Origin of the sequence: Paenibacillus castaneae (assembly GCF_002884445.1) — a bacterium.
GTDB classification, from domain to species: domain Bacteria; phylum Bacillota; class Bacilli; order Paenibacillales; family Paenibacillaceae; genus Pristimantibacillus; species Pristimantibacillus castaneae.
The window spans coordinates 5,614,598-5,630,877 of sequence record NZ_KZ614144.1 but is presented as its reverse complement, the minus strand read 5'-3'; the positions used below and the strand labels follow the sequence as shown (position 1 = coordinate 5,630,877).

13 protein-coding genes are annotated in these 16,280 nt (G+C 47.6%); 10 read left to right on the top strand and 3 right to left on the bottom strand.

Annotation, left to right across the window (positions count from 1 at the left end):
- Window positions 1–60 precede the first annotated feature (60 nt).
- Both CEF13_RS28975 and CEF13_RS25235 read right to left on the bottom strand, forming a co-directional pair.
- Entirely contained in the window at window positions 61–216 is a 156-nt protein-coding gene (locus tag CEF13_RS28975; RefSeq protein WP_166742918.1) for a hypothetical protein, read from the bottom strand.
- A gap of 106 nt (window positions 217–322) precedes the next feature.
- Complete coding sequence (locus CEF13_RS25235; protein ID WP_102715100.1) at window positions 323–2,113, bottom strand: ABC transporter substrate-binding protein; 1,791 nt, start codon at window positions 2,111–2,113, stop codon at window positions 323–325.
- Between the two features lie 124 nt (window positions 2,114–2,237).
- On the opposite strand from CEF13_RS25235, the gene CEF13_RS25230 reads away from it, so the two are divergent.
- The 7 genes from CEF13_RS25230 (at window position 2,238) to CEF13_RS25200 (ending at window position 11,084) form a co-directional block, all read left to right on the top strand.
- A complete protein-coding gene (locus tag CEF13_RS25230; RefSeq protein WP_102715098.1) occupies window positions 2,238–3,737 on the top strand; it encodes a DUF4153 domain-containing protein in 1,500 nt (499 codons plus the stop codon).
- A gap of 14 nt (window positions 3,738–3,751) precedes the next feature.
- Window positions 3,752–4,690 (top strand): alpha/beta fold hydrolase, encoded by a 939-nt coding sequence (locus tag CEF13_RS25225; RefSeq protein WP_244917126.1) that lies wholly within the window; start codon window positions 3,752–3,754, stop codon window positions 4,688–4,690.
- Window positions 4,691–4,721: 31 nt separating this feature from the next.
- On the top strand, window positions 4,722–5,582 hold the full coding sequence (locus CEF13_RS25220) for a metallophosphoesterase (protein WP_146022782.1): 861 nt from the start codon (window positions 4,722–4,724) through the stop codon (window positions 5,580–5,582).
- A 267-nt stretch (window positions 5,583–5,849) separates the two neighbouring features.
- A complete protein-coding gene (locus CEF13_RS25215; RefSeq protein WP_102715096.1) occupies window positions 5,850–6,998 on the top strand; it encodes a type III polyketide synthase in 1,149 nt (382 codons plus the stop codon).
- The gene (locus CEF13_RS25210) at window positions 6,991–7,731 is read left to right on the top strand and encodes a methyltransferase domain-containing protein (RefSeq protein WP_102716552.1); all 741 of its coding nucleotides are present in this window, start codon (window positions 6,991–6,993) and stop codon (window positions 7,729–7,731) included. Before CEF13_RS25215 ends, CEF13_RS25210 begins: the two co-directional genes overlap by 8 nt.
- Before the next feature lies 1 nt (window position 7,732).
- Entirely contained in the window at window positions 7,733–8,875 is a 1,143-nt protein-coding gene (locus CEF13_RS25205; RefSeq protein ID WP_102715094.1) for an NAD(P)/FAD-dependent oxidoreductase, read from the top strand.
- Between the two features lie 43 nt (window positions 8,876–8,918).
- A complete protein-coding gene (locus CEF13_RS25200; protein WP_102715092.1) occupies window positions 8,919–11,084 on the top strand; it encodes an MMPL family transporter in 2,166 nt (721 codons plus the stop codon).
- Between the two features lie 70 nt (window positions 11,085–11,154).
- On the opposite strand, the gene CEF13_RS25195 is transcribed toward CEF13_RS25200, so the two are convergent.
- Window positions 11,155–12,192, bottom strand: a complete 1,038-nt coding sequence (locus CEF13_RS25195) for a ParB/RepB/Spo0J family partition protein (RefSeq protein WP_102715090.1) — start codon at window positions 12,190–12,192, stop codon at window positions 11,155–11,157.
- A gap of 279 nt (window positions 12,193–12,471) precedes the next feature.
- Here CEF13_RS25195 and CEF13_RS25190 point away from each other — a divergent pair, with 279 nt between their 5' ends.
- The 3 genes from CEF13_RS25190 to CEF13_RS25180 are packed head-to-tail and all read left to right on the top strand — an operon-like array spanning window position 12,472 to window position 16,209.
- Complete coding sequence (locus CEF13_RS25190) at window positions 12,472–14,013, top strand: spore germination protein (RefSeq protein WP_102715088.1); 1,542 nt, start codon at window positions 12,472–12,474, stop codon at window positions 14,011–14,013.
- Window positions 14,000–15,100: a GerAB/ArcD/ProY family transporter gene (locus CEF13_RS25185; RefSeq protein WP_102715086.1), complete on the top strand. Its 1,101-nt coding sequence runs from the start codon at window positions 14,000–14,002 to the stop codon at window positions 15,098–15,100. Before CEF13_RS25190 ends, CEF13_RS25185 begins: the two co-directional genes overlap by 14 nt.
- Entirely contained in the window at window positions 15,097–16,209 is a 1,113-nt protein-coding gene (locus CEF13_RS25180) for a Ger(x)C family spore germination protein (RefSeq protein ID WP_102715084.1), read from the top strand. Before CEF13_RS25185 ends, CEF13_RS25180 begins: the two co-directional genes overlap by 4 nt.
- The last annotated feature ends 71 nt before the right edge of the window (window positions 16,210–16,280 follow it).

The window sequence follows — 16,280 nt, the reverse complement described above, 5'->3', positions numbered from 1 at the left end:
TCAGGAGAAGGCTGCCGACCATTGGACGGGCAGCCTAGCTTAATGTATAGATCTATTTGTTTATCTGTTGCCGTTATCATTGATTTGTTTCTTGTTATCTGCACCTGACTCTTCCGCATCATCAACGATGAAGCCTGTTCGTTCATGCACGGTTGTATCTTCATAAGCTGTTTTTGGATCACCATCGGTTTCTATTACTATTTTATTATTTGGCATCAGTATTCACTCCCTCTTGTGTAAGGTGTAGCTTTTCCACTGGAAATTATTTTATCCAAGCTGAGAATATTATTTCATAAGCCCATCAAGGCTCATTCGCATACAGCTATGTGAACCAAATATCTTTGAATCTCACCCAGCCTAATGATTCCAGCGATATTCCTCTGACAGAAGGATGGAAAGCGGTTTTCAAATGCTTGCGATAGAGGAACAGCAGGCTGTGTCTTTCTTTGAGCTGATTTTCAATCTCTTTGAAAATAGCGGCGCGCAGCTTTGGCTCAGGCTCGGATAAAATAAGACGAATGCTGCGCTCCAGCATATGATGGATTTCCGGCAGCGCGTGCTGCTGCATGCTCTTATACAGGTCAATGAGGCGAAGCTCGCGATGCTCATCCAGCATGATGGCGAAGAGAAGCAGATCAGCGGACATACGGTCTGTGCCTTTGAACGCCTCAGCTGGAATGAGATTGATTTCAAGTGGAATGCCGGATAAGGCGCATACCTGCTGAATCATTTCGGCATCGGCCTCATACTGCGGAATTGTAGCGAGAACAAGGGTTTCACCGCGATAGCCTGAGGCTGCCAGCTCATTCTTGATGTCGGAAAAATTCTGGCTGGAAGCCTTGTTTGGGCGCACCTTTTCCTCTTCCTCCGGCCAGAAGCTGTCAACGGCCTCAATCACATCCCCCGACAATAGCTGCAAAAGCTCCCTTCGTTCAATGGCGTGATCGATTGCCGCACGAATGGCTGGATTCGCAAGCAAGCCATCCTTCTGCTCGTTAACGGTTATAAATTTACAAGTCATCCCTGACTGGCGTACCTGCTGCCACCGATCTGCTGCCATGTCCGTTAATCGCGCATTGTGCATAATTTGGAAGGGTTGCAGCTCCGTGCTGCCCTCGCGCTCCGAACCCTCGGTTACGGTCCATACCTCAACCCGATCAAGAAACGCTCTTCCTTGAAAATAAGACGCAAAAGCCTCTAATATCCAAACTCCCTGTTCTTGGCCGATCAGTCGGAACGGTCCTGTGCCCACAGGCTGCACAGCAAACCGATCGCCTGCAGCTTCACAAACATCCTGAGGAATGATGGAAGCCCGATTAGTCGTCAGGAAGGCCAGAAAGGCTTCGTTAGGCTCGGCCAGCTCAATTCTGATGGTCGTATCATCAGGTGTATCCATTGAAAGGATGTCGGTATATGCCCAGCTATACAGCCCTTGCGGTGCAAGCAGCCTAAGGCGTTCAAGCGAAAACTTCACATCGGAGGAATCCAGCTCCCGCCCGTGATGAAAGAGCACTCCTTTTCGCAAATAGAAGTTCCAGCGTTTCCTTGTCTCATCGACTTCCCAAGCATGGGCCAGCTGTGGCAGTATTTGCTCGCCCTTCGGATCGATGCGGACAAGCCCGTCAAACAGCTGGTTGACCAAATGGGATTCGCCGGTGAAATGAATGGCTGCAGGATCTAAGGAGTAGATCGTTTGCGGCAGCGGGAAGCGAAGAATATCAGTTCGCCGTTTACCTTGCACCTCGGAATGGAAGCCGAACTGACCGGAAAGCCATTCTTGAAATTGATCCTTCAGCTTCGTCGATTCATCGATTCCGCCAAGCAGCTCAAGCGCTGAGCGCAAATCCTGCTTTTGCACCATTTCCTGTGCTTCCAGCAGTGCAATCTGCTCCTTGCTGACAAGGAAAGAGAGGCTGGAGCGATTGCCGCGTCCTCTTTTTGGTTCCCAGGCCAACCATTCTTCCTGCTGCATCCGCTTTAAGAGAATTACCATATTTCGATGTGTGCATTCAAGCAAATCGGCAAGCTCCTGAGTGGTAACCTCGAAAGGAGTATGCTCGTTTATACTAGCAAATGCGCGTCTAATCGCTAAATAATGACGTCTAATTTTCATGCAAAACACCCCTGAATGAAAATGTGAAATTTTCCAATTATAACTTACACTTTTTGTTCTTGTTTTATAGGTTACAATAAAAGGAGGAAATTAACAAATCGAGTATGAAGATGGAGTGAGTGAAGTGAGAGATCCGGCACCATGGCAGAAAAGGTACGAAAGAATGCTCGTTCTGGCCCTTTTGTTCGGTGTAATGAGTCAGTATTTGTTTGTTGGGGCAGATGCGGGTATATCCGCCTTATTGTTTGTTCTCGGATTTTACGGGCTGTTTTTCTATTCCATCCAGGGGAGAATGGGCGGATTTGAGAAATGGCAGGGACGAGTAAGCTCAGGCTGGCTGTTGTTCATTCCGATTTTTATGCTTACTTTAACGTATGCCTTGTATGCAAACAGCTTGTTCCGCGTATTGAATGTTTTTGCGATATTTGCTCTCATTGTGGCACAAACAGCGCTTTTGACACGCAGCAGCGTGAAGCCATGGTATAGAGGTGCGTTTTATACAGAAATGATGTTTCTAAGCCTAATAAAGCCCTTTGCGTTTATTGCAGTGCCGTTTAGCGTCTTTAATCGTCGGCTGAAGGAAACGAAAAGAGGGGACGCCACAAGAAGCACGCTTAACAAGGTTCTGCTAGGGCTTGTTATCGCGGCTCCAATCCTTATTGTTGTCTTATCCCTCTTGGCGTCAGCGGATGAGATATTTTTTTCATGGATGATTGAAATACCGCATTTGCTAGGACGATTTTCCTTGGGAGATGGCATATTCCGAGCCATAGTAGCTGCTTTTTTCGCTATGTATACATTTTGCTACATATGGGGCCTGCTGTTTCACAAGTCGACAGATAGCTTCAACGCATCTCTGGCTGGGCAAGCAAACGTACCACCGCGAAACGAAAGGATTGAGTTTGATCCTATAACAGCTGGAACACTGCTCATCAGCATCAATATCGTCTATGTGTTGTTCGTCGTCATTCAATTTTCCTATTTATTCGGAGCGGCAAATGGTCTGCTGCCAGAGGGTGCAGCGTATGCCGAATATGCGCGCAGAGGGTTTGCGGAATTAATTATGGTCTCACTGATCAACATCGGCTTGCTTATGTGCGGACTTCATTTGATCCGGCGTTCGAGCAAGCTGGCAGAATCCATTCGCAAGCTGTCGCTAACGGTGCTGATAGGCTGTACCATTGTGATGCTAGTGTCTGCTTACTGCCGCCTTTCGTTATATGAAGAGGCATATGGCTTTACACAAACAAGGCTTCTCGTTCATGGGTTTATGTTGTTTCTGGGCGTGCTGCTCGTTATTGCGATGCTTCGAATTTGGAAAGAACAATTTTCAATGGGGAAAGCATATATATGTGTGACCATTATTGCTTTTGTAGTGATGAATTATATGAATGTAGATGCCCGTATTGCCTCTTATAATAGTAATCGCTTCGAGCGAACGGGGAAAATAGACGTGGCTTATATGGGCACGCTATCCACCGACGCGGCACCAGCTCTCTTAAAGCTTCAGGCTCGCCATCCAAATCTAGATGGCTTGAATAAGGTCATTAGCAGATTGGAGAAGGAAGCTCGCGCGGATTACAAATGGCAATCATGGAATTTATCGAAGCAAAGAGTGAGGTAAAGGGGAGGAGCCTTATGTTGAAAATCCCGCTTCTAGAGCGCAGTCTTCGAATGACCGCGTCACTTGTCGCATTTCCTTTGTCACTCGGTCAGATGCTTATAAGCAGCATGGAAGAGACGCATAACAAACCAACAGGCTGGCTTGCTCATATTGGCCTTCGCAAGCTGCATGTTTCAGTGACGGGGCAGGGATCGCCTACTATTATATTAGAATCAGGTATGGGCGGCTGCTCATTGGATTGGTCGCTTGTTATTCCAAGCCTGTCGGAGGATGCGACGGTTATCGCCTACGACCGCGCAGGCTTCGGGTGGAGTACGCAGGGGATGGAGCGGCCAACCTGCGGTGACTATGTGGATAACCTTCGAAAGCTGCTGAGCACAATTGGTGCAGCGCCGCCTTATGTACTCGTCGGACATTCCTACGGGGGGATGATCATGAGGTTGTTTGCTTCTCGCTATCCTGGGGAAGTTTCGGGATTAGTGCTCGTGGATTCCACGCATGAAAGCAGATATTTGCCGGAACAAACAACAATTGAACGTAATAAGCAGCGGCTTGCTTACCACAATCAGTTGAAGCTTGGCTATATGCTTTCGCCGCTTGGCTTGCCGCGACTACTCAAAAAACATATTGGCTCCAAGCGACTCCCAGAGCCATGGAACAAGTCTGTTCGTACACTTGGCTATCGAGTTAATGCTTATAAGGCTGCATATTCAGAGCTGTTGTGCACAGAGGAAAGCGCGCTGCAGTTAAAGAATGCGGAGCCATTGAGGAGAGACCTGCCTGTTATTGTACTGAGTGCAGGAGAGCAGGATGCGGCCTGGCAGCGAGATCAACGGAAACTGAGCAATTTGACCAATAATACGAAGCATATTATAGTCAAAGACAGTTGGCATTCTATTCAAATTCATAAGCCTGAAGCAGTCATTAGTGCCATTAAAGGTTTATTGCATTAGAGAAGCTTGAGGAGTTAGGAGTAAAATGGGTATGCGTGTAACGAAGAAACGATTGTTTTATATCATTCCTATGCTAATCATTGTCCTCGTCGCATTTCTTTATTATGAGAATAATGCGATTAGCATTACTAGATTTCAGGCAAGCTCGTCTAAGCTTCCAGAGGCCTTTGATGGCTATAGAATCGTGCAGCTAACAGATCTGCACAGCAAATTATTTGGCCGTAACCAAGAGAGGCTTGTCAGCAAGGTGAAGAAGCTAAGGCCAGATATTATAGTCGTGACGGGTGACTTGGTAGACAGCAGGAGATACGATGCAGAGGTTAGCCTTACTCTAATGAGGGAAATAGCGAAGCTTGCTCCCGTCTATTATGTAACAGGGAACCATGAACGCAGCTCAGGTAAATATATGGAGCTGGAGAAAGGGCTGAATTCTCTCGGTATTCATGTCATGCGCAATAAGAGTGAGATGATCAAGCTTGGGCAGGGCGAGATTCGATTAGCAGGCGTTGATGATCCCACCTTCAATACAGAGGCTGATGGAGATGTTGATAAGATAAGCGGGTTTATCGATACAGCGATGCAAGAAACGGCCGGTGCGGATGCTTATACGGTTCTGCTATCGCATCGCCCAGAGTTATTTGCAGTGTATATGCAGAAAGGCATAGATATTACATTCTCAGGCCATGCGCATGGGGGACAGGTTAGGCTGCCTTTTGTTGGCGGGCTTGTTGCGCCAGGCCAAGGCTTCTTGCCCAAATACGATGCAGGCAAATTTGTAGATGGCCAGTCGACTTTGATCGTTAGCCGTGGACTCGGTAACAGCATCATTCCACAGCGGCTGTTTAACCGACCAGAGGTCGTACTCGTAGAGCTCATGCATGCAAATGAATAGAACGCAAAAAGAGACCCACAGCATTCGGTGCTGTGGGTCTTCATTATATATATTACAAAAGGGGGTTGTTTTCATTATAGGCGGTTTACATTAAAACGAGATGAAAATTAGATTTCAAGTTTATTACAAATGAATGGACAGACTGTAATACTTCGTTTATAGGAACAGTCCGATAGGATAAATTCGTCATAATGGAAGGAACAGGGGAGTATATATGTTTATAGTCATAAACTTGTCCGATTAGTGAGAGAGGATGGAGGTCTAAATATGAATCCTATGAATGCGTGTGTTGCGATATTAGGAATAGGCACGGCGGTGCCTAATAACCGAATAAATCAAGCGGATACAGCACGAAGATTAGTAGACGGATTAAGCGATAAACCAGATTCGGCGCGCTGGGCGAGGAGGATTTTTAAGCAATGCGGGGTTGAAACTCGTTATACCTGCGAGCCGAATCTGCTGGCAGAGGCAGCAGATTGCCGCTATTTGCCGAAGGCCTCAGACCTTGATGCTCCCTCGACAGCGGAGAGAATGGGCTTATATAAGAAAGAATCCATTCCTTTGTCATTGCTTGCGGCAAGACAAGCTTTAGCTGATTCAGAAGTGAATGCCTCAGACATCACGCATCTCATAACGGTTAGCTGCACCGGGCAGTTTCTTCCCGGAATAGATGCAGCTTTGGTAAAGGCATTAGAATTGTCCCCAAGAGTAACTCGGATTCCGCTTCAATTTCTTGGTTGTGCAGCTGGTTTAAAGGCGGTAGGTTTTGCCCGGCAAATCGTATCCGCTAATAATTCCGCAAATGTGTTGATTGTTTGTGTGGAGCTATGCACCTTGCATATTCAGCCCTCGGGCGATCGGGAAGCGCTGTTCGCTGCTTCTTTCTTTGGTGACGGAGCATCGGCCTGCGTTGTTGGCTCCGCTGGTTCTCAGCACAAGGACATATTCCAGCTCGGGGGGGATCATTCTGTTCTCTTGCCGGATTGTGCCGATGCTATGGTGTGGGAAGTCGGCAATCATGGCTTCGACCTTTATTTGTCTCCTGACATTCCTAAGCTGATTGGAGCGACAATCCCAGATGAGGTGGAACGGCTGTGCGGGAAGCGTATACCCGATTTATGGGCTATCCACCCTGGCGGCAAGGGCATCATTGATACGCTGCAGCATAAATTCCAGCTTACTGATGAACAAACGGCGCCAAGCCTTGGCATACTCCGCGATTATGGCAATATGTCTTCGGCTACCATTCTTTTTGTATTAAATCGCATGCGAACCAGACTTAGAGAAAGCGGATCGGAGAGCGCCGAGGGCATCGCGTTGGCATTCGGACCAGGCCTTACCGCCGAACTGATTGAGTTTGCTTATATTCCCGCCGTTTCGAAACAAGAGCAGCAATCAGATGAAGTTTATGTCTAGAGGACTGGAAAAACGGGCAGAGGCTCCTGAACTCATGGATGATTTGACCAGTGGTGGTACGGAGCTTCGCGAAGCTTTGCGGAAGCTCCGGCTGCTAAACCTGATTTTCGCAGCCGCGAAGCCAACCTTATATGGCGTGCAAAGGCTGTGGATGGAGTCGGGGAAGCCGCGGAGCTTGTCGATTGTGGATGTGGGAGCAGGCTCAGGCGATGTGAATAGACGGCTGCTTCAATGGGCAGACAAGCAAGGCATTGCAATGAGTGTTATGCTGGTGGATTTGACCGAGGAAGCTTGTGAGGAGGCAAGACTGTTTTTCCGCAATGAGCCGCGCGTACAGGTCATTCGGGGAGATCTATTCAAGCTGGAGGATGGATGTGCGGATATGGTTACAGGCACGCAGTTCTTGCATCATTTCGCAACGGAGGAGCTTCCTGCCGTTGTGCACAGCATGCTGAGAATATCGCGGCTGGGTGCTGTTATTAATGATATTCATCGCCACTGGCTGCCATGGACAGCGGTTTGGGTGGCGACCCGCTTTATTTCCACCAATCGATATATCCGCAATGACGGCCCGCTGTCTGTCGCCAAAGGGTTTCGTGCAAAAGACTGGGAGCAGCTTAGGAGTAGGCTGGGAAAGCGAAATAGTGAAATGCATGCTGCTTGGCGGCCTTTATTCCGATACACCGTTGTAATTAGTAAGGCAGCCGCAAAAACAATCGACGGGGTTGAATAGCATGACACATATGGTGGATGCAGCTGTGCTTGGAGCAGGACTGGCTGGCAGCAGCTTGGCTAAAGCTTTAGCCGATAAAGGTTGGGAGACCGCCCTGCTCGATCGGCAGAGATTTCCAAGACATAAAGTATGCGGTGAGTTTCTATCGCCTGAGTCGCAGAGCACGCTGCAAGCTTTTGGATTATTGGAGACGGTGAAGGTGCTGAATCCAAGCATTATTGATGGCATAAGATTAATATTTGCAAACGGAGCAGCTATGGAACTGCCGCTGCCCAGCTCTGCGCTTGGGATCAGTCGCTATTCGCTCGATTCAGCGCTTCATGGAGCCGCACAGCAATCGGGTGTTCAACTGCAAACAGGTACAACGGTCACTGCTGTGCATCCCATAATTGGGGGGTATCTCATCGAGACCAAGCAGGGCGGTGAAATCAGTACGCTGCAAGCCAGAACGGTGATAGCGGCTTGGGGGGCGAATCAGCGCTCAGGTCTGCCGGGCCATCGACAAGAGAGATTGGCGAAGCCGTCATACTTGGGGGTGAAATCCCATTTCCATGGTGTATGGATGGAACGGATGATTGAGCTTTATTTCTTCCCGGGCGGATATATGGGGATTTGTATGGTAGAAGATGGATTAGTGAATGTGTCTGCCCTGCTGAACCGTGATGCTTTCACCGACAAGGGGAAATCGACTCTAGCTATATTGGATGCAGCTATGAAGAGAAATAAGAGGCTTTATGAGAAGCTAAGGGGTGCAATACCTGTAGAAGGAACACAGGCAGCTGTGGCGCCTGTCCAGCTCCATCGCAAATTGCAGGCGTGGGATACGATACCGTTGACTGGAGATGCGGTCACGATGATTCCCCCACTATGCGGTGACGGCATGTCGATGGCGCTGCGATCGGCAGCTTTATGCGCGCCGCTTGCGGATCGCTTCTTGCAGGGAAACCTTTCTAGCTTAGACTGGCAGCAATCTTATACGCGTTCTTTGCATAGGGAATTTCAAGGGCCGCTTAGATGGGGCGGCTTTCTGCAGCGGCTATTCGACCAGCCTCTAGTGTCCGGCCTGCTGCCAAGCGCGGCGCGGCTTGCGCCTCGCTTGGCGCAGGTGCTCGTTCGAGCCACTCGGCTAAAACCATATTCATAGTGTCGATCGATCGGGAATCGGAAGCGGGAGGGGGAACTCACTCATGGGATTGGATAAGCTTGCACTTGTTTCCTTCCGATTTCCGAAGCCAATCCTCGTAAGCTGGTCAATAATTATACTTGTCATGGGCAGTTATGCGCTTAGGCTGGATACTGTTCTTAAGGATCACGGCTTATATCCGAACGGCCAGTATGCGAAGGTGCAGGAAATACTCGCGTCTGATTTCGGCATACCAGATGATCCGACGATGCTGCTGTTCGAGAAAGAAGACACGGTGACGAAGGCTGTCTTCTATCAGTTCATTGAACAGACACTGCAGCGGACACAGAAATTGAATGGCCTTGATCGTGTAATATCGCCGCTTAAAGAGGCAGGGCTAATGCGAGGCAACTTTGCTTATGCGCTTCTGTCCTTCTCTTCCCCCTCTTATCGTATGGAGAAATCACTTGAAAGTCTGGAAGAAAGCTTGCCTCAGCACCCCCATATATCTGTGAAAATGACAGGCAAATCAGTCGTGCAGCGAGATGTAAACAGAGCTAGCCATTTTGATCTCGCACAAGCAGAGCTGATCGGCATTCCGCTGGCTTTTTTTGTTTTATGGCTGGTGTTCAGAAGGCTAGTTATTGCGATGCTCCCTATTCTGATTGGTGTTGCAAGTGTGGCCATTGCAATGGGATTGATGTTTGGAATGGGCTTGAGAATGAATATGTCTAATTTTGTGCTGAACGTTATTCCAATGGTAGGACTAGCGCTCAGCATTGATTTCGCGCTTATGATCGTCAGCCGATTCCGCGAGGAATTACAATCGAGAGGCGCTGCCGAAGCATTGACTGCAGCGATGAGGACAGCAGGGAGAGCGGTCTTATACTCATCAGCGAGCATTTTTCTAGGCTTGCTCAGCTTCGTATGGATACCGCTTCCTATGTTTTCGTCGATTGCGTACGGCGCAATGACGGTGCTTACCGTGTCTATGCTGCTGTCGTTCACGCTGCTGCCTGCGCTTCTAGCTGTTTTTTTACCTGCTTTGTATAAGGGCAGAGAACGGACCAATGCTTACTTTAAACAGTCGTTCTGGCACATGATATCGCGCTTTGTCATGAAGAAGCCGGCCCTGCTCGGGGGGATTGCAGCGTCCATGCTTCTTGGCTGCCTGCTCCCATTAAGGGGCATAGCGCTTGCGATTCCCGATGCGACATCACTGCCGCTGAGCTATTCTTCCCGTCTGGCTGCAGATGCTTATCAGAAGCACTTTGAGACTCCATCGACCTCGCGAATTTGGCTGGTAGCTGAAGATAAAGCTTTATTTCGGGATAAAGCCGATTGGCTCAAGGCTTATGCGCTAGTAGAGCAGCTGACTAGCGACAGAAGCGTTAAAGAGGTGGATTCCGTATTCTCTAGGTCGGGAATGACTCCAGAGCAGCTGTATCGCATTGTTCAGAAACCGTCATCGTATAAGAAATATGTAGCAGTGCTTCAGCCCTTTGTGAGCGGTGATCATATGCTGATCGGTGTGACGTTAGCGGGAGAGCCTTCCTCGAAGGAAGCGAGGCAGTGGCTGAGAATCTGGGAGCAGAAGCAGGAACCGGGAGGGGGGAGAGGAGCTGCTGCCTCATCACTGCCATTCTTGCTGGGAGGAGAAGCGAAGTATCAGCAGGAGGTATTCGATAATATTTTTGCAAATATAGGTTATGTGATTGCTTTCTTGTTCATTTCCAACTTTATCGTCCTGTTTATCGCATTCCGGTCTGTAGTAGTGGCTTTGAAGACGATAGTGATGAATCTGCTAAGCTTAGGAGCTTCATTTGGTATTTTAGCATGGATATTTGAAAGCGGACGTTTGGGCATGGAACCGAGCAGCATCGCCATTATGATCCCCGTTTTTATATTTGGACTTGTGTTCGGAATCAGCATGGATTATGGGGTGTTCCTTTTATCACGGATTTATGAGGAATATCGAAGAACGCAAAATAATGAATATGCAGTTCTTACGGGAATGGCGTCCACCAGCAAAATCATTACGTCTGCTGCAGCGATTATGATCGCTGTCACAGCGCCGTTTGCTTTCGGTGAGGTTGTTGGGGTCAAACAGCTCGGCATCGGGATAGCAACTGCGATATTCATTGATGCCACTGTTGTCAGAATGGTCCTCGTGCCCTCGCTCATGAGCTTGCTTGGCAAATGGAACTGGTGGGCGCCACGCTGGTTTTAAGATGCTTCGTTTACAGCCAAAAGGGCTGCTCCCTAGTCGAGTGACAGGGGAGCAGCCCTTTTTGGTTGGTTTATTCTGCCGCAGCAACAGCAACAGCAGCAGAAGCGGCACTTGCGAGCTCTCGCACCTTTTTCCACTCTGTCAAATGCTTCTCTAAGCTGTCGATAAGCGTATCCACATCGTTCAAGAAAGCAGATTGTTCATTAGGCATAATATGTTGCAAGGTTTGCAGTAATTCAGGAGCTAATGGACTGTGATTAAGCGCAGCTTGGAGCTTCTCCCTGTTAACCTCAATGGAAGCTATTGTTGGGCGTGTCTGCTGTGACGGCTCCGCTGATTGCTGCTTAACGGCTTTGACTGTCGGAGCCTTAGGCTCTGCAGCAGGCTTGGCACGCTCCGTTTTATTCTGCTCATGAGTAGACCAGGTTTCTAGAAGTCCGCTTCCTGTTTTGAAGAGAAGCTTATCCTTGGTGCTGTCCGATATCGTTTTGTCCTTGAACAGCTTTGCAATTTTTTTTACATCACTGACCGGAAGCTCATCTCTAGCTGCAATAAGGGCAAGCGGGTCACGGTGCTCAAGCGGCAAATCCTTCAGAGGAAGAAGCTGATCCTCTGTCAGCCTATCCTTCTTGATTTCAGTGCCGCTTATGATGAGCTTCTTCACAGCTTTACTGAATTTAAGCAGCTCGCACTTGTTCTTGATATAGCTCTCCGGCTTGCTCAGCTTCCCGGATAAGTATTTGGTAGAGCTTCGGAACTTGGGATCATTCAGCAGCTTATTGAATGCTTCTGCTTCCTCGATGGGAGAGAAGCCTTCACGCGTTAAATTTTCCGCTATTTGCTCCAAATAAATTTCCATTTCATCCGTAACGGTCGAGACAATACATGGGATGGTTTTGCGGCCAAGCATTTTGCTAGCTTTATAGCGTCTATTTCCGTAAATAATCTTATACCGTCCGTCGCTGGTCGTTCTCACTTTGATGGGCGAGAGCAGTCCGATCTCTTCGATGCTCTTCATCAATTCCTGTAGAGCTTCCTCATCAAACTGGTATCTAGGCTGATCTGTATCCTCGTCAATTAAGTCGGTTAAGATTTCAATAATATCCATACGATTCACTCTCCTTACGCTTTGTGGACTAATAACCTAATAATCCTATTGTTAAAGCGAAACTAGTTTTGAAAGCATCGGCTGCTTTAGAATATCGTTTCGATTTGATTGAAGGCAATCTACTTATTATATAACATGATCGGAATGGATGGAATGTTCGCTGAGCGAAACAGGCCATATCGCATAGCTAATGAGCAGTTTTACATTTGATGAAGAGGGATAATAGAACTATTCATTGGAAACAATACCCTGTGACGATAAGAGAGATGGGGTGCAGTAATGGGTTTCTTTAGTCAGATTTTTTCTAACAATCGGCATGTAGGCAAAAGTGCAGCCAGGAAAAGCCGAGTCGCGCCGATCGAGAAGAACGTGGAGGCTGCGCTTCAAAACAATATTTCATACGTGGACCAGGCCCTCTTTCATACAGAGGATCTCGTTAGCCGTCCAATCAACTACTTATCAGAACAAGGCTGCCTCCTTTATCTGAATTCCGTCTGCGATCCCGACAAAATACAGGAAGTCATTCTGAAGCCGCTGCTTAAAGCGCAGGGAGTAAATCCAGAACGTGATATTACGGCCAACTTAGTGGAGAAGCATACGAACTTAGAGCCTGTAATTGATCTTATGATTCGGGGATATGCCGTCCTCTTCCTTGAAGGGAGGGAAGAATGCTATGCCATTCAAGTTGTCTTCCTCAATAACAGAGCTGTGGTGGAGCCGGCGAACGAGAAATCCATTCAAGGCGCGCATGACGGTTTTATCGAAAGCATGCAGGTTAATCTTCAGCTTGTCCGCAAGCAGATCAACAGCAGAAATCTTGTTGTGCGCCAGTATACGTTGGGCAAGATGACGAAGACCGATGCTTCTATTGTATATTTGAACGATTTAGCAAGCCCGGAGTTAGTCAAAGAGATCGAACGAAGAATTACATCGATTAATGCTGATAATTTAATGAACGGATATTTAGTACTTGAATATATGGAGGACAAATCTCTGTCTCCATTCCCGCAAATATTACAGACAGAGCGGCCGGACAGAGTAGCTGGGAATTTGCTAGAAGGGCGTGTGGCGCTTTTAATGGAGGGTACTCCTGCTGCATTAATTATGCCAGTGTCCTTCTTTGTTTTCTACCAGTCGCCAGACGATTATAACAGCCGTTCCTTGGCTGGTTCCTTTATCAGGCTATTGCGTTTATTCAGCTTTTTCATAGCGATCATGCTCCCTGCTTACTATATCGCGGTCGTGTCATTCCATTATGAAGTTATTCCGATGGAGTTGTTCTATCAGATCAAAGGCAGCGTTGAAAAAATTCCTTATCCACCCATTCTGGAAGCCTTGTTCATGGAGCTGACGATTGAGCTGCTTAGGGAAGCGGGAATGCGCCTGCCTGCTCCAATTGGACAATCAATAGGTATCGTAGGAGGTCTGGTCATCGGAGATGCGGTTGTTCGTGTCGGACTTGTATCCTATCCGATGATCATCGTTGTAGCTTTGACGGGGATTGCCTCGTTCGTTGTTCCCTCTCATGAGATGAGTTATTCAGTCCGGCTGCTGCGGTTTCCGATGATGATTGCGGCAGCTCTGCTCGGGTTTATAGGAATCGTCTTCAGCTTTACTTTCATGATGGTGCATCTCTGCAAGCTGGAGTCTTTTGGTACGCCTTATTTCGCACCAGCTGCACCTATGCGGCTGAAGGATTGGAAGGATGCCGTTGTTCGTTTCCCGTTCTGGAAGCTGAACGAACGTCCCATAGACCCGCAACCGCAGAAGCTGGTCCAAGAAACTAGGGCGAAGGAGGAGAGAGGCGATGATCGCGGCTAAAGACAAGATCACACCAGCGCAGCTGACGATTCTAGTTATTCAGGCGCAGATCGGTGTAAGCATCTTGTTCCTGCCTTCCAGTGTGGAATCGATCGCCGGGAACGATGCTTGGATTTCGGTCATTCTGGCTGGAATAACTTCATTATTGCTTATCGTAATCATTTGGGGGCTGAGCCGGAGATTTCCTGCTTTGACTTTGTTCGAATATTTGCCGATGCTGCTAGGTAAGGTCTTGGGGAAAATCGTGCACGTTGTTTACGCGAGCATGTTTATTCTCGAATGCAGTTTCCTATTGGTTGAATTTGGCGACGTTATGAGGGATTGGGTATTTTCAAATACGCCTGGGTGGGTCATTCTGTCCCTCATGCTGCTGACATCACTTTATATGATACGGGAAAATATTAGATTGATCGCGCGGTTTTTCGTACTTACCTTTGGTCTGATCTTCGTCTTAATTCTGATCGCGACATATGCGTACCGAGACGCTGATCTCATGTACATCCTGCCGATCAACCAGGTTAGCCTTCCGGGTGTATTTAAAGCAATGATGCAGTCCATGGATTCGTTATATGGGTTTGAAATTCTGTTTTTTTGTTATCCCTACGTGCAAGGGAAAAGCAAAGGGATTCTGAAAGCAACCATCTTCGGCAATATTTTCTCCACGCTTGTATATACGTTCATGGTGTTTACTTGCCTGATCGTATTCAGTCCCGAAGAGCTTAAAGTTATTCCGCAGCCGGTGCTTTATATGGTTAAGACATTATCGTTTACGATATTCGAGCGAGCCGACCTTTACTTCTTAACGATCTGGACACTTGTTGTCATAACGTCAGTCATGGCCTATTTGTTCATGTCAGCCAAAACCGTTTCTGCCCTTTTCGGCAAGAAGCAGCACGCCGGCACTGCTCCATATGTTGCTTTAGTCATCCTGTGTATTTCACTTTATCCGCATGATCAGGACATGATCAATAAGATGAAGTATATCGTTGGCATATTGACTGGAGTCTCTCTAATCGCGCTTCCGCTTATACTGCTTTGCATTTCATATTTGCGGAAAATTAAAGGGAAAGAACAGGCGGAAGCATGAGTAGGATATGGTTCTGGGCAGTGTTTGCAGTTGGAGTCCTGCTGTTATGCGGGTGTTGGGATCAACAACTCATGAAGAATGAGAGAAACGTGAGCATAGGCGGTATCGATCAAGGCTCCAATGGAATGATTCGGGCAACCGTGTCCATTCGGGATATCTCGGTTACGGAATCGGGGACCAAGGATACAAGTGAAGTGCATTCCGTACTGGCGAGAAGCACCCAGCATGCTAGGGAGAAGATCGATGAGGAAATATCAGGGAGCTATTCAGCCGCGAAATTGCGGGTGCTTCTAATAAGCGAAGAGTTTGTGAAAAATCAGGATATGATGCCTTACTTGGATGTGTATTACCGCGACCCGAAGAGTCCATTAAGCGCTAGAATTGCGGTAACGAAAGGCAAAGCGGAGGATATGATCGCGCATAAGAAGATCGGTTCGAAGACAATCGGCTTGTATATTGATGATCTTCTAAACAGCTTGGAAAAGTCGACGACCATTCCTCGTGTTAATATTCAGACGCTTCACCCGTTAGATCGCGGATTCGACTTTTCGCTGCCCTATTTGATCGATCATAACGGAAAGCCAACCGTGTCCGGCATCGCTTTGTTTAAAGGGGTTCAGATGACAGCAACATTAGACCAAGACGACTCGAAGCTTTATCTGCTGTTATCCAATTTGCAAAGCAAAAAAACATTGTTGACACTGAGGGTGGACAATCCACAGAAATCTAACGGCTATGATTATGTGAGCATCGAAATCAAAAGCTTAAAACGGAAGCTAAAAGTAACGGTCTCGGACGATCAACAAATTAAGGTTAAGCTTCAGCTTAAGCTACGGGTCAGCGTTGTAGAAGATCCAAGTAATCATTTGTACAGTATGAGCGTGCTGCACAACCTGGAGAAGATCTTAGCGGAAGAGCTGACGGACGATTCGAAGGAAATCGTTCAGAAAATGCAGCGTGCCGGACATGACGGATTCGGCATTGCACGCAGGCTCATGTCGTTCCATCCTAAGCTTTGGAAGCAGATCAACTGGTCGGAAGAATATCCGAAAATCCCGTTCGATACAAGTGTGTCTTTACAAATTGTAAATACGGGAATTACCGAATAATAGGATAAGAAAAATCCCTTCAAATGTGAAGGGATTTTTCTTATTCGAGCATTTGGTCGATTAAGATATAA

What these genes read in the sequence shown, in the direction of transcription:
- CEF13_RS28975 (WP_166742918.1), bottom strand. Translation starts at nt 216, where the DNA reads ATGCCAAATAATAAAATAGTAATAGAAACCGATGGTGATCCAAAAACA.
- CEF13_RS25235 (WP_102715100.1), bottom strand. Translation starts at nt 2,113, where the DNA reads ATGAAAATTAGACGTCATTATTTAGCGATTAGACGCGCATTTGCTAGT.
- CEF13_RS25225 (WP_244917126.1), top strand. Translation starts at nt 3,752, where the DNA reads ATGTTGAAAATCCCGCTTCTAGAGCGCAGTCTTCGAATGACCGCGTCA.
- CEF13_RS25220 (WP_146022782.1), top strand. Translation starts at nt 4,722, where the DNA reads ATGCGTGTAACGAAGAAACGATTGTTTTATATCATTCCTATGCTAATC.
- CEF13_RS25215 (WP_102715096.1), top strand. Translation starts at nt 5,850, where the DNA reads ATGAATCCTATGAATGCGTGTGTTGCGATATTAGGAATAGGCACGGCG.
- CEF13_RS25210 (WP_102716552.1), top strand. Translation starts at nt 6,991, where the DNA reads ATGTCTAGAGGACTGGAAAAACGGGCAGAGGCTCCTGAACTCATGGAT.
- CEF13_RS25205 (WP_102715094.1), top strand. Translation starts at nt 7,733, where the DNA reads ATGACACATATGGTGGATGCAGCTGTGCTTGGAGCAGGACTGGCTGGC.
- CEF13_RS25200 (WP_102715092.1), top strand. Translation starts at nt 8,919, where the DNA reads ATGGGATTGGATAAGCTTGCACTTGTTTCCTTCCGATTTCCGAAGCCA.
- CEF13_RS25195 (WP_102715090.1), bottom strand. Translation starts at nt 12,192, where the DNA reads ATGGATATTATTGAAATCTTAACCGACTTAATTGACGAGGATACAGAT.
- CEF13_RS25190 (WP_102715088.1), top strand. Translation starts at nt 12,472, where the DNA reads ATGGGTTTCTTTAGTCAGATTTTTTCTAACAATCGGCATGTAGGCAAA.
- CEF13_RS25185 (WP_102715086.1), top strand. Translation starts at nt 14,000, where the DNA reads ATGATCGCGGCTAAAGACAAGATCACACCAGCGCAGCTGACGATTCTA.
- CEF13_RS25180 (WP_102715084.1), top strand. Translation starts at nt 15,097, where the DNA reads ATGAGTAGGATATGGTTCTGGGCAGTGTTTGCAGTTGGAGTCCTGCTG.